The sequence below is a fragment of the Duganella sp. 3397 genome (assembly GCF_031456625.1).
GTDB lineage: Bacteria > Pseudomonadota > Gammaproteobacteria > Burkholderiales > Burkholderiaceae_D > Rugamonas > Rugamonas phyllosphaerae.
Genome location: NZ_JAVDVB010000002.1, coordinates 794,714 through 813,304, shown reverse-complemented (window position 1 = coordinate 813,304; position 18,591 = coordinate 794,714). Strand labels below are relative to the sequence as shown.

The window sequence follows — 18,591 nt, the reverse complement described above, 5'->3', positions numbered from 1 at the left end:
CTATAATTTCATGGGGCGGACATAGCCCGTCAATTCGAGGTAGGCGCGGCCGACGCGCTTGCCGTCGCGACGCAGCAGGACCGCGCCTTCCCAGTACACGGCGCCGGTCGAGCGGCGTGAATCGAGCTCCTGGTCGTCCTGCAACGGGCCCACCTGCCAGATGGTGGCGCCGGTGGTCAACCGCAAGGCCACCGGGTACTCGGCCTTGGTGCGCGGCGAACGCCAGCGCCGCTGCGGCGTGAAATCCACCTGTTCCGGCGCGAACTGCGTGATCTTACCGGAAGCGTCGCGCCATGTCGCGTGGGCCCACAGTTTAGCACCTGTCTTGCTGCGAATCTGGAATGCCATCAGGGCGCCGCCGTCGTCGAGGTTGGCGCCAATCCACTCCCAGCCGGCAGCCTCGGTATCGAGCACCTGCGACGACCATTCGTGGTCCAGCCACGAGGCCCCCTTGACCGCCACCGCCTGGCCGGCACGGGTGAGGGTGCCGGTGGTGGTCAGCTGCGGCTCGCTGTAGTAATAGCTGGCCTGGCTGGGGCGCGGCCCCTTGCGCGAATAGCCGCCCACGCCTTGCACCAGCACGGGCTGCGACGGCGCCAGCTTCAGTTCCAGGGTGAAGCCGGACGCCTCGACATGGACTGCGTAACTGTCATCGGGCTGGCGCGCCATGCGCCAGTCGTCGAGCTTGATGTCGGTGTCGCCCACTTTTGCGTAGGCCAGCCCCAAGCCTTCGCGCGCGCTGCGCTGGTCGTGCAGCAGCTTGCCGTTGGCGGTATCGGACAGCGCGGCGTGGCCGATGATCAGCTGCGTGGGTGCGAACTGGCTGGGGTTGGCGCGGTCATGGTCGCTGGCGCTGCGGAAGAACGTGACCTGGTAGCCGAGCGACTTGCCGTCGGGCGTTTCGATCCAGCCGGTGACGTACCACCACTCGGTCCTGTAATCGGGATGGGCGCCGTAATCGAGCGGGAAGGTCAACGCGGCGCCGCGCGCCAGCGGCGTGACGGACGCGAACCTGGGCGCCTCTGCCAGTGCCGGTCCTGCCACACACCACAGCAGCGCCGCCAAAAATATTCGTACAAGCTGCATTACCAGTCCTCCCTCACGGCGCGGATCGGACCGCCCGACAGCGACTGCCGCCCTGCCAGCAGCGCGGTCAGCGCGGCCGCCGACAGCAGCAGCGCGGCGACCCCCGCCAGCAAGCCCCACGGCAGGTGCAGCTGCATGGTCCAGTGGAACGACTGCGGATTGACCACGAAGACCAAAATCAGGCTGATCACCCAGCCCAGCACGAAGCCGGTGGCGATGCCCAGCGCGGTGAGCGAGCCGCCTTCGATGGCCAGGATGGCCAGGATCTGGCGGCGGGTGACGCCCACGTGGCGCAACATGCCGAATTCCCTGGCCCTGGCCAGGGTCTGGGCCGAAAAGGTGGCGGCCACGCCGAACAGGCCGATCACGATGGCGATCGCTTCGAGCAAATAGGTGATGGCGAAGCTGCGGTCGAAAATCTTCATCGACATGTCGCGGATGTCCGAAGGGGTGCTGATGTCGAGGGTGGCGGCGAACGGCAGCGCCTTCAAGGCGCGCTCGATGCCGGGCTGGTTGGCGCCATCCTTGAGCCACAGCGCCACGCTGCTGGCGTCCGGGTCACCGGTGATGGCGCGGTAGTCGGAGAGGCGCATCTGGATCGAACCGGTGGGTCGCGCATAGTCGCGCCACACGCCGGCGACCGTGAATGCATGCTGACGGCCCGCCAGCGGCAGCTCGATACGCTTGCCGACCGCCATGCCGTACAGATCGACCATCGCCTCGGAAACCCACACCGGCGGCGGTTCGCCTGCAACCGGCGTGCGAATATCCCCCACCATCGCCAGCACCCTGGCGGGATCATCGGCATCGACATCGCGCGCGATCAGCGCCACGGCCGGGCGGTCGGCAGCGAGCGCGATGGACTGCACGCGCAGGAAATCGGTGCCCTCGACGCCGGGCAGCGCGGCGATTGCCTGTTGCTGCGCCGGCCGCAGCCCGGCCGTGGCCCCGCCGCTGACGGTGCTCACATACACATCGGCCGGCAGGATGTGGCGCATCCAGTCGTCGAGCGATACGCGGAAGCTCGACACCATGATCGCCATCGCCACCATCAGGCTAAAGCTCGACAGCACGCCTCCCAAGGCGATGCCGGCCTGGCTCGACGCGTTGGGCAGGCGCGCCAGCGTGAGCGTGAGCACCGGTGACGCGCCCGGGCGGCTGGCCACGACCACGCTCCAGCGCCGGTGCGCGGCGCGGAAGACGGCGGCGGCGAGGCGCGGCATCAGCGCGATCACGCTGATCAAGAGCAGCGCAATCGACAGGTAGCCGAAGATGGGCAGCTCGAAGATGGGCGGCGCCTGTGACAGCAGCGCCGCCAGGACCATGCCGGCCAGCGGCGGCCACACCGTGGCCAGGCGAGAGATTGCCGCTTCCTCGGTGCCGGACTTGAGCGCGACGGCCGGCTTGGCGCGCGCCGCATCCCACGCCGGCGCGGCGCAACCGAGCAGCGCTACGGTCACTCCCAAGGCGAAATACACGCCAGCCGCTACCGGCGTGAAATGCACGGTGGGCCGCACGCCGGAGAAAAAGCCGGCGCCCAGGTCGGCGCCCATGAAATGCAGGGCGGTGGCGGCCAGGCCATAGCCGGCGGCGATGCCGATGGCCGAACCCAGCACGCCCAGGCACAGCCCCTCCAGCAGGATCTGGCGCAGCAACTGGCGCCGTTCCATGCCCAGCACGCGCAGCAGCGCGAACTGGCTGCGGCGGCGGATCACCGACAGCGCCTGGGTGGAAAACACCAGGAACGCGCCGGTGAACAAGGCAACCAGCGCCAATACCGTCAGGTTGACGCGGTAGGCGCGGCTCATGCCTTCGTTGCGGCTGCTCTGGTCTTCGTCGTTGGGCTGGTTGACCAGGAAGCGGCCCGGGTGGTCGCGTTGCAGCCGCTGTTGCAAGGTGTTCTTGAAGACGTCGCGGTTGACGCCGTCGCGTAGCTTGAGGTCCACCCGCGACAGCTTGCCCAGCCGGTCGAAACGCCACTGCGCCGCGCCGATGTCCATCACGCCCAGGCGCTGGCCGGCGCGCGCGCTTTGCAGGGCGCCGGCGTAGCGCAGCGCCACCGTGCCCACGCCCAGTTGGAATTGCAGCGGCTTGTCTTCCCGCGCTGACAGCCACTGCTGGGCGGCGGGGGAGAGGAAGATCGCGTCGTCCGAAATGGTGTCCTGCAGGTGCTCTTCCGACGGCGCGCCCACCAGGTCGGGTGAGATGAAGCCGGCGCGGAAGACGTCGATGCCCAGAATTTTGAGCGCGCTGCGCTGGCCCGGAATCGAGGCTTCCACTTCCAGGATCGGCGAGGCCACCACCACTTCGGGCAGGGCTGCCAACACCGGGTAGATGTTCTCGTCGAAGACCGGTTCGGTGCCGCGCACCTGCACGTCGGCCACGCCGGACAGGCCCTTGATGGCCGAGGAAAATTCGTTGAAGGCGGCGGCGTTGATCAGGTGGATGGCAAAGCCGAGCGCGATGCCGATGGCGATCGCCGCCACCGCCACCAGCGTGCGCACCGGGTGCGCGCGCCATTCGCCCAGCAGCAGCCAGCTTTTCAACCGTCCCGGCGCCATTGAGGTCATCAGCGATTGCACTCCATGGCCAGCAGTTCGGCCGCACGGCGGGCTTTCAGTCGAGCGTTATCGATGGTGGCAGCGGTGGCGCGGCGCGCGTCGTCCTCGGCCCACTGGCGATTGAGGCGCAGCTTGCCGCACTTGCGTTCCTGCGTGGCTGCGACCTGCGCCGCCCTGGCGTCGAGTTTGGCTTCGCGCTCGTCGCGCGCCAGGCGGGTTTTTTCCAGCGCGGCCGACTCCTTGCGGGCGCGGGCCAGTTTGGCTGCTGCTTGCGGATCGGAGGCGGGCGCCGATGGCCTGGTCAGCGTGCTGGCCGAGCTGGCGTTGGCCGGGCAGGGCAGGTCGCTGTAGCTGACCTGGCCGCCGACAACGCATTTATGGATGTCTTGCGCGTGCGCCACGTTCAACGCGCACAACAAGGCGCAAGGCACTAACAGACGAGGTAGATGAGGTTGCATGGCGGTCCCGTTCACAAAATTTTCCCGGGATTCATGATACCGAGCGGATCCAGCGCAGCTTTGATGGCCCGCATCATGTTCAGTTCCACCGCCGATTTATGGTGCACCAGCTCGTCTCTTTTCAGCGCGCCGATGCCGTGCTCGGCCGAAATCGAGCCGCCGAAGCTCTCCACGCTGTCGTACACCACGCGGTTGACGGCGTCTTGCCTGAGCAGGAATTCCTCGTTGGACACGCCCATGGGCGGGGCCACGTTGTAGTGCAGGTTGCCGTCGCCCAGGTGACCAAAGCACACCAGCTGGCAGCCAGGGAAGGCGGCCTCGAGCTTGGGGCCGGTGGCAGCGATGAAGTCGGCGCTGCGCGAGACCGGCAGCGAGATGTCGTGCTTGATGTTCTTGCCGGCCCTGGCCTGCGCCAGGGGGATATGCTCGCGCAGTCGCCACAGGCCGGTCGACTGCGCGATGGACGTGGCCACCACGGCGTCGTCGATCACGCCGCTATTCAAAGCCGCGCCGATAGCCCGTTCCAGCAGCCCTACTGCGTGTTCTTCGGATTCGCTGCTCGAAAGTTCCAGCAACACGTATTGCGCATGGGGCGTCGTGAACGGCTGCGGCAGCTGCGGGAATTCGCGCGCCAGCAGTTCCAGGCAGTACTGCGACATCAATTCGAAACCGGTCAGGCTGGCGCCGCAAAAGTCCTGCATCAGCCCCAGCAGTCGCAGCGCGTGGACCGGTGAGGGCAGCGCCGCCAGCGCGGTAATGGCCGCTTTCGGCTGCGGATATAGTTTGAGCACGGCTCCGGTGATTACGCCCAGCGTGCCTTCGGCGCCGATGAACAGGTCGCGCAGGTCGTAGCCGGTATTGTCCTTGCGTAGTCCGCGCAAGCCGTTCCATATTTCTCCCTGCGGGGTCACCACTTCCAGCCCCAGGCACAGGTCGCGGGTATTACCGTAACGCAGGACGGCCGTGCCACCGGCATTGGTGGCAAGGTTGCCGCCGATGGTGCAGCTGCCTTCGGCCGCCAGCGACAGCGGGAACAGGCAGCCTTGCGCGGCTGCCGCCTCTTGCGCCTGTTGCAGGATGCAGCCGGCATCGACGGTCATGGTGCGGTTGACGGCGTCGACCTGGCGCACGGCGTTCATGCGCGCCAGTGACAGCACCACGGCCGCGCCGCCGGTGTCGGGCACGCTGCCCAGCACCAGCCCGGTATTGCCGCCCTGCGGCACGATGGGCACGCGGTACTGCGCACAGGTGCGCACCAGGGCGGCCACTTGTTCGGTGGTGGCGGGACGCAGCACGGCCAGCGCGCGGCCCGTGTAGCGCGCGCGCTGGTCGGTCAGGAACGCGGCCTTGTCGGCATCGAGCTCGAGCACGTGGTCCGCGCCGACGATGGCGCGGCACTGGTCCAGGAAGGCGCTGCCGGTAGCCGTCATTTGACCGTGGTAACCTTTACCTTGTCGAGCAGTTCCTTGGCCAGCTTTTTCGCCTCGCGTTTATATGGCCGCAGGTACAGCAGCGCGCAGGCAAAATACACGCAGACGATGATCGCCTCGCCCCAGCCCAGCCAGGCCGAAGCGCGGTCGGCGTCGCTCCAGCCGCGCACCACGCCTTCGGTGAAGTACAGCAGTATCATCATCGAGGTCCACTGCAAGGTGTAGATGTCGCGCTTCCACACGCCGTACAGCGGCAGCAGCAGCGGCGCTGCCTTCAGCACCAGCCACGAGCCGCCTGGCTTCAACGGTGCGATCACCATCTCCCACAACACGCACCAGACGATCAACAGGCCCAGGCTGCCGACGGCGCCCCAGTGAACATACTTGTGCAAGGTGGTGTGCATCGTTTTTTCCTCTAGCGGGCGGCGAGCTTGACGGCGGTTTCGGCCAGGCGCCGGCCTTGCGCGATGGCCAGGCGTTTTTCGTCGTCGGTGATCGGGCGGGCGCCATCGAGGCCGGCCCAGTGGCTGGCGCCGTACGGCGTGCCGCCGCTGGCGGTGGTCATCAGTTCCGGGTTGGTGTAGGGCAGACCCATGACCATCAGGCCATGGTGGAACAGCGGCACCATCATGGTGAGCAGGGTCGATTCCTGGCCACCGTGCAGGCTGCCGGTGGATGTAAACACGCATGCCGGCTTGCCCGCCAGCGCGCCGGCGAGCCACTGGCCCGAAGTACCATCCCAAAAATACTTCATCGGCGCGGCCATATTGCCGAAGCGGGTGGGCGAGCCCACCGCGATGCCGGCGCATTCGGCCAGGTCGTCCAGCTCGACGTACGGCGCGCCGTCGAGCGGCACGTCGGGCGCGGTGGCCTCAACGACGGTGGACACGGCAGGCACGGTGCGCAGGCGGGCGTCGCAGCCCGGCACGCTCTCGATGCCCTGGGCGATCAGCTCGGCCAATTTGCGGGTAGCGCCGTGACGCGAGTAGAACAGGACAAGAATAATCAGATTGGGTTGGCTCATCGCAGGTATTATAGGGGGTTAAAGCGGGCGCGGGCGGAGTGAAAATCGCGGCGCCGCAGCTTCTGAATGTCGATTATCGCTCATGTTCCAAAAATATATACTACCGATTTTCCGCTACCTGCTGCGCAGCTGCCGCAACGGCGTCAATACCGTGCGCGCGTTGTCGTGGTCCGAGGTGCGCGACCTGGTGCTGTTCGCCCACCGCCGCCTGCGCGAGGAAAGCCTGCCGCAAGTGGCCGGCAGCCTCACCTTTACCACCGTGTTCGCGCTGGTGCCGCTGCTGACCATCGCGCTGGCGATCTTCACCACCTTCCCGATGTTCAATACCTTCCGCGCGTCGCTGGAAGCGTATTTCGTCCAGAGCGTGATGCCCAAGACGATATCGGCCACCATCCTCAATTACCTGACCATGTTCGCGTCCAAGGCCACGCGGCTGTCGGCGGTGGGCGCGGTGGCGCTGATTTTTACCTCGATCGCCATGATGAACCTGATCGAGCGCGTGTTCAACCGCATCTGGCGCGTGCGCGGCGAACGCAGCTGGACCCGCCGCATCCTGGTGTACTGGGCCATCATCACCTTGGGGCCGCTCCTGATCGGCGTCTCGCTCACGCTGTCGTCCACGGTGTTCCTGGCCACGTCGGGCCTGTTCGAGCAGTTTCCGGTGGTGGGCGCGATTATCTACACGTTTGCCTCGCTGGCGGTGACCACCGCCAGCTTTACGCTGTTGTACGTGGCGGTGCCGAACCGCGACGTCGACTGGTACGACGCCGCCTGGGGCGGGCTGGTGGCCGGCGTGGCGTTCGAGCTGGCCAAGCGCGGCTTCGCCATTTTCATCACGCAGTTCCCCACGTATTCCAAGATTTACGGCGCGCTGGCGGCCTTGCCGCTGTTCCTGGTCTGGATTTACGTTTCGTGGGTGATCACCTTGATCGGCGCCTTGCTGGTGGCCGCGCTGCCGGTGGTCAAATACGAGCGCTGGTGGCACGAGGCCAAGCCGGGCGGCGAATTCGTCGATGCGATGGCGATCCTGAAGGTGCTGTTCCTCGCCTGCAAATGCGGCGATACGGCATTGGTCAGCGCCGGCACCATCCGCACCCGTACCCGCCTCGGTTTCGACGAGATGGATAGCCTGCTTGAAAAAATGCTGGCCGAAGGCTGGGTGGGGCGCGTCAACGTGCCGGCGCCGCGAAGGGTGCAGTGGGGCAAGCGGGTGTCCGATGGCAGCGACCACTGGGTATTGCTGGCCAATGTCGAGAAGCTGACCCTGGCCGAGGTGTACCGCCTGTTCGTGTTCGGCGGCATGGCGGTCAATGCTGGCGTGGTCGATGACGGCACGGACGAGCGCGACCAGCTGTCGGCGCGCGAGGCGGCGCAGCTGGCTCGGGTGGTGGAGAACGCGGTGGAAACCGGCCTGGGCAAAAGTCTGGCCGACCATTTCGGCCCGATCGATTGCCGCTGATCGCGGCGCTTTGGTTGCAGCGCAGCATGAGCGCGCTGTAACACCCAAAGCAAATTCTTGCAATATCGTGGGGCGCGGTGCTGGATTTTTTGCCATGCATAGGCTACATTCGGCTTTGGGCTTAAACATTACAATAAACAATGACATCTTCAACCCACGAAGCCTCTCAGCGGACAGGACGGTCTAATATGAAAGTCTCCGAAATCCTGCAGGTCAAAGGCAGCATCCTCTACACCATTTCGCCTGACCAGCCGTTGGCCGAAGCGGCCGACATCATGGCCGAAAAAGACATCGGCTCGCTGGTGGTCATGGAATTCGGCGACCTGGTCGGCATGCTCACGTTCCGCGAAGTGCTGCGCGCGATCCACGCCAACGAGGGTAATGTTGGCGGCGGCACCGTGCGCAAGCACATGGACGATTACCCGATCACGGTCACGCCCGATACCGAAGTGAACGAAGTGCGCCGCATCATGCTGGAAAAACATGCGCGTTATTTGCCGGTGATGAACGCCAAGACCATCCTCGGCGTGATTTCGTTCTACGACGTGGCGCGCGCGGTGCTGGAGGCGCAAAGCTTCGAGAACCGCATGCTCAAGGCGTATATCCGCGACTGGCCGGGCGACCAGGCCGAGCCGCATCCGGACTGATGGTCAGCCGTTCCCTGCATCTGATGATGCGGGGAACCTCTGCTATTTGCCGTTGTCGAGCCAGTCCTCGAGCGCATCCGCCTTCATCGGCCGCGCGAACAGGAAGCCCTGCGCCAGCGGACAGCCCAGCGCGTGCAGGATCTGCGCCTGGCGCTCGTCTTCCACCCCCTCCGCGATCACCGTCAGCCCCAGGTTGCGACCGAGCTGGATCACCATTTCGGCGATGCTGCTGCCGCGCGCCGAGCCGGTAATTTCGGTCACGAAGGCACGGTCGATTTTCAGGCGATCCACTTGCAGCCGCTGCAAATACGACAGCGACGAAAAGCCGGTGCCGAAGTCGTCGATCGCGATCGATACGCCCGTCTGCTTGATCTGGTCGAGCATCTTGATCAGCAAATCCGGCTCTTCCATCGCCATCGATTCGGTGATTTCCAGTTCGATATTCTGCGGCGGCGCGCCGGTTTCTTCCAGCGCCCGGCGCAGCATGTCGAGGAAGTGCGGGTGGCGGAACTGCACCTGCGAGACATTGACCGACATGACGAAGTCGAGGTGGCCGGCCGCGCGCACGGCCATCAGTTCGCGGCACGCAGTACGCAGCACCCATTCGCCGAGGTCGATGATCAGGCCCGAGTACTCGGCGATCGGAATGAAACGGTCGGGCGAGACAAAGGCACCGTCTGCGGTCTGCCAGCGCAGCAGCGCTTCGGCGCCGACCGGACGGCGGGTTTCGAGATCGATCTGCGGCTGGTACATGACGAACAGCTGGCGCTGGCCGAAGGCGGTGCGCAGCGCGTGCATCATGCGCACGCGTTCGCGGATTTCCACCCCCATCGAGCGCGAGAAGTAGCAGTAGCCGGCGCGCTGCTGGGTCTTGGCGCGTTTCAAGGCGATGTCGGCGTCCTTGAGGGCGTCGCCGCCGCTGCCTTCGTGTTCGTCGAGCCGCACCAGTCCCAGCGTGGCCGACAACTGCACATCCTGGCCGTCGATGCGGAACGGCTGCTGGAACAGCACCAGCAGCGCGGTCGGCGTGACCAGGGCAGAATCCCCCAGCAGCGCAAAAATGTCGCCGCCGATGCGCGCCACCGCCACTTGCCGGCCCAGGTCCGCCTGCAGGCGATTGGCGACCGCGATCAGCAGCAGGTCACCGAACTGGTGGCCCAGCGCGTCGTTGGTTTCGGCGAAGTGATCGAGATCGACCAGCGCCAGGGTGGCCGGGGCGTGCTGCGGACCGGTGGCAGCGGCCAGGCTTTCTTCCAGTATCTCCAGCAGGCGGGTGCGGTTGGGCAGCTTGCACAACTGGTCGTAGAACGCCGCGTTGTGCAGGTGGCTGACCAGTTCCACGTTATCGAGCCCCACCGCCACGTTGCCGCAAAAGACGTCGAGCAGGCGTTCGTTGATGTCGGTGGGCGCGCTGTCCACGTCGAGGTACGCCACGAAGTCGCGACTGGCCTTGCCGGCGAAGTAGAGCGTGACGGAATCGGCGCCGTACACGTTGGCGCGTTGCGCCAGGGCCTGTTCCATCAGTGCGCGGATGCGGGCGTCGGCCAGCGGCGCATGCTGAAGATGGTGGGGATGCTCGAGCTGGGCGTGACGGCCGCAGGCGGCCATCACCATCAGTTCGTGGCAACCGGGGTCGCCGCCGGGGCAGTCCTTCACGCACAACACGCCGTTGGCAGCAGTGCCCAGCAGGTCGCCGATCTGCGCCAGCACGCCGGCGGCGTAGTCATGCACGCCGTGCAGCGCCATCAGCTCGGTGCTGGCATGGACGATCTGGTTCAGGCCGCGGCGGCTGTCGTCGATCTTGCGGATCTGCTGATACGACCGGATCGCCGAGGTAACGGTGGTATAGAGCTTGATGCGGGTAAGTTCGGACTTGGTCTTGTAGTCGTTGATGTCGAAATCGCGGATGGCGTCGATTTCGGGCGCATAGCCGGGCTGGCCGGTGCGCAGGATGATGCGCACGTCGGCCAGCTTGAGCGTTTCGCGGATGTGGCGCACCAGGTGCAGGCCGGCGTCGTCCTGTTCCATCACCACGTCGAGCAGGATCACGGCGATGTCGGTTTCGCTGGCAAGCAGATCGCGCGCCTGGCCGGCCGAGTAGGCGTGGACGAATTCCAGCGGCCTGCCTTGCATGTCGAGATTGCCGAGCGCGAAGGTGGTGGTGGAATGAACATCTTCGTCATCGTCGATGATCATCACCCGCCAGACGCCGGTGGCGCTGGTGTCTGTGCTTGCCGCCGGATGTTCTTCGAGGAATACCAGGTCGTCTTGATCATCCTTGGCCGTTGACGTTTGCTGTCGATGGCCAGGAGGGGTGATCGGTTGGGGCATGTGTCGCGTCTCCAGGATTGCTCGGTTTTCTCTTGAGGAAGTATATAGGCAAATTGTTTAAATGAACTCGACTTTCCCGTTTGATCGCCGCCCGACCGACGTCGTGCGCACGTGCATGCGTCGCGATTGCAACAAAGCCGCCCGGTCACGCAAGGCGGGCGTGGGCTGTTAGAATGTAGAAATCCCTATTATTTCCAAAGATTCTCTTCCTATGTCCGGTAATACATTTGGCAAATTGTTTTCTGTAACTACTTTCGGCGAATCGCATGGCCCTGCAATCGGCTGCGTGATCGATGGCTGCCCGCCGGGCTTGCCCTTGTCGGAAGCCGATATCCAGCCGGAACTCGACCGCCGCAAACCGGGCACGTCGCGCCACGTGACGCAGCGCCAGGAATCGGACACGGTGGAGATTTTGTCGGGCGTATACCAGGGCGTTACCACCGGTACTCCGATCGCGCTGCTGATCCGCAACGAAGACCAGCGCAGCAAGGACTACGGCAATATTGCCGAGAGCTTCCGGCCGGGCCATGCCGACTATACCTACTGGCACAAGTACGGCGTGCGCGATCCGCGCGGCGGTGGCCGGTCGTCGGCGCGCCTGACCGCGCCCATCGTCGGCGCCGCCGCCGTGGCCAAGAAGTGGCTGCTGCAGCAGTACGGCACCACCTTCGCGGGCTGCATGAGCCAGCTGGGCGACATACCAGTGCCGTTCCAGGACTGGACCCACGTGCACGACAACCCGTTTTTTGCCGCCAGCGGCGACGCCGAGCTGATTGCCCACATGGAGGCGACCATGGACGAACTGCGCAAGGCCGGCGATTCGATCGGGGCGCGAATCGACGTCGTCGCGCAAAATGTGCCGGTGGGCCTCGGTCAGCCGATCTACGACAAGCTCGATGCCGACATCGCCTACGCCATGATGGGCATTAACGCGGTCAAGGGTGTGGAAATCGGCGCCGGCTTCAAGTCGGTAGCGCAAAAAGGCACCGAGCATGGCGACGAGCTCACGCCGCAGGGCTTTGTCGGCAACAACGCCGGCGGCGTGTTGGGCGGCATCTCCACCGGCCAGGACATCACGGTATCGATCGCCATCAAGCCCACGTCGTCGATCCGCACGCCGCGCCACTCGATCGACAAGGACGGCAGCCCGGTGCTGGTGGAAACCTTCGGCCGCCACGATCCGTGCGTGGGCATTCGCGCCACGCCGATTGCCGAGGCGATGCTGGCGCTGGTGCTGATCGACCACGCCTTGATGCACCGCGCCCAGTGCGGCGACGTCAAGGTGTCCACCCCGGATATCTCCCGGTAACGGGTTTCAGGCGCGGGTGGATGTGGTGCTGGTGCCTGCGCCGGCTGCCACGCCGGTGCTCACAATTTCCTGCTGGTGGCGCCGTTCGGCGGCGCGCACCACCATCGTGCGGATGTCGTTGAGCAGCGAGAATTCCGTGGGGCTCAGCTGGATCGGCGGGAAGGTGTCGTCCCAGTCGCCGTACAGGAAACCAGCAGCCTGGCCGTTGTACGACAGCGGAATGATGACGAAGCTGTGCGCCTCCGACAGCGCGGCTTTCCACCATTGCGGCAGCTTGGCCGCGAACTTGGCGTCACGCGCATTTTCGATGAAGATCACGCGGTCGCTATTGAGCGCCGCATGGAACACGTTCGGCTCGTACGCATCGTCGAAACTCATCGCCGCCAGCAGTTCGCGGCTGTCGTTGCCGAAGCAGATGCGCGCCGTGTACTGGTTGGCGCGGCGGTTGCGCACGAAGGCGATGGCGCGCGAAAATTCCAGTCCCTTGTAAATCGTTTCCAGCGCAATCTGCACCATCTGGCCGGGGCTGGCCGTGTCCAGCACATCGCGCATGTCGGCCAGGCCGCTGAGCAGGATCTTGTTGCCGGCCGCGCGCTGGCGGTGTTGCGCCTGTGCCCGCGCGCGCCGCTCGGCCGGGCGCGAGAGCGGCGCGATGGTCAGATCGTTGGCCGCCACTACCTTGGCCTGCTCGATGGCGATCATCAAATTGTCTGCCTCCATGCCCAGCATCGCCGCATAGCTTTCGGTCAGCGCCTGCACCTGGGCCGCGCCCACGGCGTCGTCGTGCCACAGCGATTCGGCGCACAGTGCCGACATGGTGGACAGGCCCGCCACCCAGTCGGCGGCTTCGATGTCGGCGCCTTCTGCCGGCGGGTCGAGCCGGCGCATGCCGTCCACCAGCTTGGCCGGCAGGCGCCAGTGCAGCGCGGCGGCGTGGCCCAGCTGCGCCATGCTCAAGCCCAGCATGGCGGGAGCGACGGCTTCGATAGTCGAGCCTTCATCGTCGGCGCGGCGTTGCAGTTCGAGCCAACGCTCGGGCATGTAAAAGGTGAGCATCATGCGGCCCAGCGTGTGCAGCATCGAACATACCACGGCTTCCTCGCCGCGCGGGTTGTGCGCTGCGGTGGCGATCTGCTGCGCCACCATGCCCGCCAGGACCGCTTTTTCCATCTCGATATGCGCCACGGTGGCTGCGCCGCCGACAGCGGTTTCGGCTGCCATTTCCTCGATCAGTTTGAGCCCCAGCGCCAGGTGGCCAATGGCGTCCGTGCCCAGCACGACCACGGCTTTCGAAACCGTGTTGACATGCTGGCCGAAGGCCGAGTACATGCTGCTGTTGGCCAGCCGCAGGACCTTTTGCGTGAGCACCGGGTCGGACAGCACGGTGCTGGTCATATTGAATTCCAGCTCGTCTTCGCCGCGCATGGCGCCCAGGATCGCCGTGATGGCCTTGGCGAAGCCTGGCATGTCGCCGCGCCGGCGCGTGCAATCCCACAGCTGCGCCAGGGTTTTTTCGCCTTGTTCGTCGATGGGGCCGATGGCATCGAGGTTGCCGAGTTTACTCATGGCGTCACCTGCGCGATGGCGGCAGCGGGGGCGGGCAGGTCCTGCGGCACCAGCTTGGCGTGCATGCTTTCGCTCAGCGCCGCCATGGCGACGTTGGCGGGCATCGGTTTGCCGGTCAGGTAACCCTGGATGTACTGGCAGCCGCGCTCGTTGAGCCAGCCCATCTGCTCCTCGGTCTCCACGCCTTCGGCCACCACCGACAGGTCCAGGTGCCGCGACAGGTCGAGCACCGTGCTGCAGATGGCGCCGTCCTTCTGCGAGCCAGGCAGGTCGCGGATGAAAGCGCGGTCGATCTTGAGCACGGAAATCGGGAAGCGCTTGAGATAGGCCAGCGACGAATAGCCGGTGCCGAAATCGTCGATGGCGATGCGCGCGCGGCGCTCGGCCATCTTGGTCAGGATAGCCTCGGCGTGCACCGGATCGACCATCAGTGTGCCCTCGGTAATTTCGAGCACCAGCTGTTCGCCGGGCAGGCCGGAGAAGGCGAGGGCGTCGTCGAGCACGTCGAGGAATTTATCGTTGCGGAACTGGCGCGGGCTGATATTGACGGAGATATACAGGCTGCGCCGCGCCACTTCCTCGAACTGGCGCAGTTGCACGCACGCGGCCTTGAGCGCCCAGGCGCCCAGCAGGTTGATCAGGCCATTGGCCTCGGCGATCGAAATGAAGCGCACCGGCGGCACCATGCCCAGCGTAGGATGCTTCCAGCGCATCAGCGTTTCGAAACCCTGGATCTCGCGCGTGGGCGCATCGACGATGGGCTGGTAGTACAGCAGGAATTCGCCTTCGCGCACGGCCTGGAACATCGCCGCCTCGAGCGAGATGTCGTGTTGCGGTGGTCCAGCCTGCGCGGGGCTATACACCACGCAGCGCGCCTTGCCGGTTTCCTTGGCGCGCGACATGGCGGCATCGGCCAGTGCCATCAGGCGCACTTCGTCTTCCGCGTGCAGCGGATAGATCGACACGCCGACCGAGGCGCCCACGTAAATGGTGTGTTTGCCGATGTCAAACTGCGACTGCAGGGTGGCGATCAGCCGTCCCGTGACCAGCTTGATCTGGGCCTCGGTGTGGGTGCCGGGCAGAATCGCGACAAACTCGTCGCCGCCGACGCGCGCCAGCGTGTCGCTGTCGCGCAGGGTCTTGCGCAGGCGCGCGGCAGCCATTTGCAGCAGTGCGTCGCCGACCGGGTGTCCCAGGCCATCGTTGACTTTCTTGAAACTGTCAAGGCCGATGGTGGCCACCGCGAAGCCTTGGCCCGAGCGGCGCGCATTGGCGATCACCATGCGGATACGGTCCGACAGCAGCAGGCGATTGGGCAGCTCGGTCAGGGCATCGTGGGTGGCCAGGTGGCGCAGGCGCTGTTCGGTGGCCTGTTGCTGCGACATGTCGCGGCCCACCACCAGCAGCGCCGGGGCGCCGTCCGGCTGCGCCAGGGAGGAGATGCGCAATTCGTGCCACACCTCGGCCTCGGGCGCCTTGATGCGCACTTGCACTACCTGCGGCGCGCCGGAGGAGTGCGCTACCGCGAGCGCCGCCGTCAGCGCGGCATGGTCGTCGTCGCCGACCAGTCGCGCCAGCGACAAACCATGCAGCGGCGCCAGGCGGCCGATCAGCGTGGTCGCGCGGCGGCTGGCAAAAGCGACCGCGCCGGCAGCGTCGAGTCGGAACACCACATCGCCAGCTTCCTCCATGAGACGGTCCAGCTCATGGAGCAAATCGCGCGGCGGCTGAGGTGGTGGGCTCTGTTGCATTGCAAAAATCTAAGCTTTCTAATTTGTATATGTGACATGCGGATTATGTGAATCTTGCAAATCCATAAAGCACTTTATCACTTCTGCGCGCGCTTTTACATGGGTATGGGCAACATTCTGTCTGGTTTCATTAATTTCTTTTGAGAAATCTCTAAAGCCTCGCAGATAGTTGTTTGCCGATGCCGCACTTGCAGCACTGCCACGCCACATGCCCCGCTTGTATAATGGCGTGCATAAACGTCTTCATAGAGCAAACAATAATGAAACAAGATCCGCGCTTCCCGAACCTGTTCATCACCGATCATCCGCTGATCCAGCACAAGCTCAGCCACATGCGCGCCAAGGACACGTCCACCCGCACGTTCCGCGACCTGCTCAAGGAAATCACGTTGCTGATGGGGTACGAGATCACGCGCGACCTGCCGCTGACCACCCGCACCGTGGAAACACCGCTGATGACCATCGACGCGCCGGTGATCGCCGGCCGCAAGCTGGCCATCGTGCCGATCCTGCGCGCCGGCATCGGCATGAGCGATGGCTTGCTGGACCTGGTGCCGTCGGCGCGCGTGGGCCATATCGGCGTGTTTCGCGACCCGGCCACCCACCAGCCGGTGGAATACCTGGTGCGCCTGCCCGATACTGCGGAGCGTACCTTCATCCTGTGCGACCCGATGGTGGCCACCGGCAATTCGGCGGTGCACGCGGTCGATGTGCTCAAGAAGCGCGGCGTGACGGATGAACAAATCATTTTCCTGGCCCTGGTGGCCGCGCCGGAAGGCATCGAGGTGTTCCAGAAGGCGCACCCGGGCGTAAAACTCTATTGCGCCGCGCTCGACTCGCACCTGGACGACCATGCTTACATCGTGCCTGGCCTGGGCGACGCCGGCGACCGCATCTTCGGCACCAAGTAACCGTCTGTATATATGACCGCTTCGACCGATCTCGATTTCCGCGCCCGCCTGGCGGCGCTCAACGCCAAGTTCGCCGCCACCGTACCTGGCACGATGGGCAAGATCGCGCAGGCGCTGGCCGCCTGCAACGGCAGTATGCAAGGCGGCATGCCATCGGCGGCGTCGCTGCATGCCTTGCACGAACTGTTGCACGGCGTGGCCGGTTCGGCCGGCACCTTCGGTTATCCCACGCTGGGCCAGGAGGCGCGTCGGCTTGAGCAGCAGGTGCGCGCAGCAATGAAAGAGGGCGCCGGCTGGGATGGCATGCCGGCCCAGGTCGAGCAGTTCCTGGCGTGGGCTGCACGAGATCCTGGCGCCGTCGAATTCGATTGAGACATGTTGTGCACTTGATCTAGCTCAAATAGGTTATGATCTAGTTGTCTATAATGACATGTACGCATTGACCGAGAGAGAAAACGCTGTTTTGCATTTATTTTTGTGAATCCGTGCTTTTCTCTGGTAAATGGGTATAATACGGAATCGTTTAGATTCAAGAGTACTGCAGTTTGTATGTTTTTCTTGCCTCAAACGATATCACGGGCGCAAGCCCAACTTAACTGAAATAGGAATTGTAATGGCAACTGGTATCGTAAAATGGTTCAATGATTCGAAGGGCTTCGGCTTTATCACCCCTGACGAAGGCGGCGAAGATCTGTTCGCTCACTTCTCGGCGATTCAGTCGGCAGGCTTCAAGTCGCTGCAAGAGAACCAACGCGTTTCTTTTGAAGTGACCGCTGGTCCTAAGGGCAAGCAAGCTTCGAACATTCAGCCTCTGTAATACGCTGGATCTAACGAAATAAGAAATCCTCGGTCACCGGGGATTTTTTTTCGTCTGTACGTTTGGTCAATCGGCACGTCCGGCCAGGAACGGGCCTGGCGCGTTGGCTCACGCTATCCGGCAAGGCCTGCATTGCCCTTACTGCTCCACGGGTTTGCGCCGCCAATAGTTCGGCTGCGCATAGGCCCGCCGTAAAAAATCCACGAACGCCCGCACGCGCAACGGCAAGTGCCGTCGCTGCGCGAATACCGCGTGGATATCGTTGCCTGGCGCGGCAAAGTCGCCCAGTACGGTGCGCAATTTTCCCGCCTCGATTTCGCTGCCCACCTCCCACATCGACCGCCACGCCAGCCCCTTGCCAGCCAATGCCCATTCGTGCAGCACCTGGCCGTCGTTGCAGCCCATGTTGCCGCCCACTTTCAGCACCACGTTCTTGCCGTTTTCGCGGAAGGTCCAACCGCGCTGGCTGCCTTCGCTGCTGATCGCCAGGCAGTTGTGCCGCGCCAGGTCGGCCAGGGTTTCCGGCGTGCCGTGGCGCTTGAGGTAGGAGGGGGCTGCCACCACCACCCGTTCGTTGTCGGCCAGCTTGACGCTGACCAGGCTGGAATCGGCCAGGCTGGCGATGCGGATCGCCACGTCGATGCCTTCGCCCACGATGTCGGTCACGCGGTCGGTCATGTTGAGCGTGGCGGTCAGGTCCTGGTGCTCGGCCAGGAATGACGGCAGCAACGGCGCCACGTGCTGGCGGCCGAAGCCGGCCGGCGCCGAAATCATCAGGTGGCCGGTGGCGCGCGCACTGCGCTCGGCCACGGCCGACTCGGCTTCTTCGAGCTCGGCCAGGATGCGCTGGCAATCCTCGAGAAACGCCGCGCCTTCGTCGGTAAGCGCCAGCTTGCGCGTGGTGCGCTGTAATAATTTGACGCCCAGCCGCGCTTCGAGCGCGTCGAGCCGGCGGCCGATCATGGCCGGTGCGATGCCTTCGGCGCGTGCTGCGGCAGACAGGCTGCCACGGGCCACCACCTCGACAAAGGTGGAAATCTGTCTGAACTGCCCCATCGTGAACTTTCTATCTGTGACAAAAACGCATGGATGAAGTGATATTTAGTCTCGTTTGCATCACTAAATAGTGAATATACTGGAAAAAATGCCATAGCGTCACCGAGCCTTCACACTAAAAAAGAAACCGGCGTGCGCACTGTGGCGATGCTTATAATCTGGTATCGAAGTTAACTTTTCTCTTG

The 18,591-nt window shown here is 64.5% G+C and carries 16 protein-coding genes; 6 read left to right on the top strand and 10 right to left on the bottom strand.

Translation table 11 applies throughout. The annotated features are described in order from the left end of the window. Genes J2X54_RS08040 through wrbA form a run of 6 tightly spaced genes read right to left on the bottom strand, consistent with a single transcriptional unit; the run spans position 1 to position 6,559 of the window. The gene (locus J2X54_RS08040; RefSeq protein WP_310179684.1) at positions 1–1,086 is read right to left on the bottom strand and encodes a carotenoid 1,2-hydratase; all 1,086 of its coding nucleotides are present in this window, start codon (positions 1,084–1,086) and stop codon (positions 1–3) included. Next, positions 1,086–3,656 (bottom strand): FtsX-like permease family protein, encoded by a 2,571-nt coding sequence (locus J2X54_RS08035; RefSeq protein WP_310179683.1) that lies wholly within the window; start codon positions 3,654–3,656, stop codon positions 1,086–1,088. Before J2X54_RS08035 ends, J2X54_RS08040 begins: the two co-directional genes overlap by 1 nt. After that, complete coding sequence (locus J2X54_RS08030; protein ID WP_310179682.1) at positions 3,656–4,105, bottom strand: DUF4124 domain-containing protein; 450 nt, start codon at positions 4,103–4,105, stop codon at positions 3,656–3,658. Before J2X54_RS08030 ends, J2X54_RS08035 begins: the two co-directional genes overlap by 1 nt. Before the next feature lie 11 nt (positions 4,106–4,116). Next, positions 4,117–5,535, bottom strand: coding sequence for an FAD-binding oxidoreductase (locus tag J2X54_RS08025; RefSeq protein ID WP_310179681.1), 1,419 nt, complete (start codon positions 5,533–5,535; stop codon positions 4,117–4,119). Further along, on the bottom strand, positions 5,532–5,939 hold the full coding sequence (locus J2X54_RS08020) for a DUF2069 domain-containing protein (protein WP_310179680.1): 408 nt from the start codon (positions 5,937–5,939) through the stop codon (positions 5,532–5,534). The genes J2X54_RS08025 and J2X54_RS08020 overlap by 4 nt, the downstream gene beginning before the upstream one ends. Positions 5,940–5,950: 11 nt before the next feature. Beyond that, positions 5,951–6,559 (bottom strand): NAD(P)H:quinone oxidoreductase, encoded by a 609-nt coding sequence (wrbA, locus tag J2X54_RS08015; RefSeq protein ID WP_070252013.1) that lies wholly within the window; start codon positions 6,557–6,559, stop codon positions 5,951–5,953. 82 nt (positions 6,560–6,641) lie between these two features. Here wrbA and J2X54_RS08010 point away from each other — a divergent pair, with 82 nt between their 5' ends. After that, on the top strand, positions 6,642–8,018 hold the full coding sequence (locus J2X54_RS08010; protein ID WP_310179679.1) for a YihY family inner membrane protein: 1,377 nt from the start codon (positions 6,642–6,644) through the stop codon (positions 8,016–8,018). A 188-nt stretch (positions 8,019–8,206) separates the two neighbouring features. Next, positions 8,207–8,665 (top strand): CBS domain-containing protein, encoded by a 459-nt coding sequence (locus J2X54_RS08005; protein WP_070252011.1) that lies wholly within the window; start codon positions 8,207–8,209, stop codon positions 8,663–8,665. Positions 8,666–8,707: 42 nt separating this feature from the next. Here the strand turns inward: J2X54_RS08005 and J2X54_RS08000 are convergent, their stop codons facing one another. After that, positions 8,708–10,996, bottom strand: a complete 2,289-nt coding sequence (locus tag J2X54_RS08000; protein WP_310179678.1) for an EAL domain-containing protein — start codon at positions 10,994–10,996, stop codon at positions 8,708–8,710. Positions 10,997–11,207: 211 nt separating this feature from the next. Here J2X54_RS08000 and aroC point away from each other — a divergent pair, with 211 nt between their 5' ends. Then, the gene (gene aroC, locus J2X54_RS07995; RefSeq protein WP_310179677.1) at positions 11,208–12,305 is read left to right on the top strand and encodes a chorismate synthase; all 1,098 of its coding nucleotides are present in this window, start codon (positions 11,208–11,210) and stop codon (positions 12,303–12,305) included. Between the two features lie 6 nt (positions 12,306–12,311). Here aroC and J2X54_RS07990 read toward each other — a convergent pair whose 3' ends face one another. Next, positions 12,312–13,871: an HDOD domain-containing protein gene (locus tag J2X54_RS07990; RefSeq protein ID WP_310179676.1), complete on the bottom strand. Its 1,560-nt coding sequence runs from the start codon at positions 13,869–13,871 to the stop codon at positions 12,312–12,314. Further along, on the bottom strand, positions 13,868–15,562 hold the full coding sequence (locus J2X54_RS07985; RefSeq protein ID WP_310179675.1) for a GGDEF domain-containing protein: 1,695 nt from the start codon (positions 15,560–15,562) through the stop codon (positions 13,868–13,870). Before J2X54_RS07985 ends, J2X54_RS07990 begins: the two co-directional genes overlap by 4 nt. 320 nt (positions 15,563–15,882) lie before the next feature. Between J2X54_RS07985 and upp the strand changes: the two genes are divergently transcribed. From upp to J2X54_RS07970, 3 genes are all read left to right on the top strand, one after another. After that, entirely contained in the window at positions 15,883–16,533 is a 651-nt protein-coding gene (upp, locus tag J2X54_RS07980) for a uracil phosphoribosyltransferase (RefSeq protein ID WP_070252006.1), read from the top strand. Positions 16,534–16,545: 12 nt separating this feature from the next. Next, positions 16,546–16,905, top strand: coding sequence for an Hpt domain-containing protein (locus tag J2X54_RS07975; protein WP_310179674.1), 360 nt, complete (start codon positions 16,546–16,548; stop codon positions 16,903–16,905). 241 nt (positions 16,906–17,146) lie between these two features. Beyond that, complete coding sequence (locus J2X54_RS07970; protein ID WP_008448165.1) at positions 17,147–17,350, top strand: cold-shock protein; 204 nt, start codon at positions 17,147–17,149, stop codon at positions 17,348–17,350. Positions 17,351–17,488: 138 nt separating this feature from the next. Here J2X54_RS07970 and J2X54_RS07965 read toward each other — a convergent pair whose 3' ends face one another. Then, complete coding sequence (locus tag J2X54_RS07965; RefSeq protein ID WP_310179662.1) at positions 17,489–18,406, bottom strand: LysR family transcriptional regulator; 918 nt, start codon at positions 18,404–18,406, stop codon at positions 17,489–17,491. Positions 18,407–18,591: the final 185 nt, after the last annotated feature.

Coding starts and splice junctions, on each gene's coding strand:
- J2X54_RS08005 (WP_070252011.1), top strand. CDS start 8,207: ATGAAAGTCTCCGAAATCCTGCAGGTCAAAGGCAGCATCCTCTACACC.
- J2X54_RS07970 (WP_008448165.1), top strand. CDS start 17,147: ATGGCAACTGGTATCGTAAAATGGTTCAATGATTCGAAGGGCTTCGGC.
- wrbA (WP_070252013.1), bottom strand. CDS start 6,559: ATGAGCCAACCCAATCTGATTATTCTTGTCCTGTTCTACTCGCGTCAC.
- J2X54_RS08010 (WP_310179679.1), top strand. CDS start 6,642: ATGTTCCAAAAATATATACTACCGATTTTCCGCTACCTGCTGCGCAGC.
- J2X54_RS08000 (WP_310179678.1), bottom strand. CDS start 10,996: ATGCCCCAACCGATCACCCCTCCTGGCCATCGACAGCAAACGTCAACG.
- J2X54_RS07985 (WP_310179675.1), bottom strand. CDS start 15,562: ATGGAGGAAGCTGGCGATGTGGTGTTCCGACTCGACGCTGCCGGCGCG.
- J2X54_RS08025 (WP_310179681.1), bottom strand. CDS start 5,535: ATGACGGCTACCGGCAGCGCCTTCCTGGACCAGTGCCGCGCCATCGTC.
- J2X54_RS07990 (WP_310179676.1), bottom strand. CDS start 13,871: ATGAGTAAACTCGGCAACCTCGATGCCATCGGCCCCATCGACGAACAA.
- J2X54_RS07975 (WP_310179674.1), top strand. CDS start 16,546: ATGACCGCTTCGACCGATCTCGATTTCCGCGCCCGCCTGGCGGCGCTC.
- aroC (WP_310179677.1), top strand. CDS start 11,208: ATGTCCGGTAATACATTTGGCAAATTGTTTTCTGTAACTACTTTCGGC.
- J2X54_RS08020 (WP_310179680.1), bottom strand. CDS start 5,939: ATGCACACCACCTTGCACAAGTATGTTCACTGGGGCGCCGTCGGCAGC.
- upp (WP_070252006.1), top strand. CDS start 15,883: ATGAAACAAGATCCGCGCTTCCCGAACCTGTTCATCACCGATCATCCG.
- J2X54_RS08035 (WP_310179683.1), bottom strand. CDS start 3,656: ATGACCTCAATGGCGCCGGGACGGTTGAAAAGCTGGCTGCTGCTGGGC.
- J2X54_RS08040 (WP_310179684.1), bottom strand. CDS start 1,086: ATGCAGCTTGTACGAATATTTTTGGCGGCGCTGCTGTGGTGTGTGGCA.
- J2X54_RS08030 (WP_310179682.1), bottom strand. CDS start 4,105: ATGCAACCTCATCTACCTCGTCTGTTAGTGCCTTGCGCCTTGTTGTGC.
- J2X54_RS07965 (WP_310179662.1), bottom strand. CDS start 18,406: ATGGGGCAGTTCAGACAGATTTCCACCTTTGTCGAGGTGGTGGCCCGT.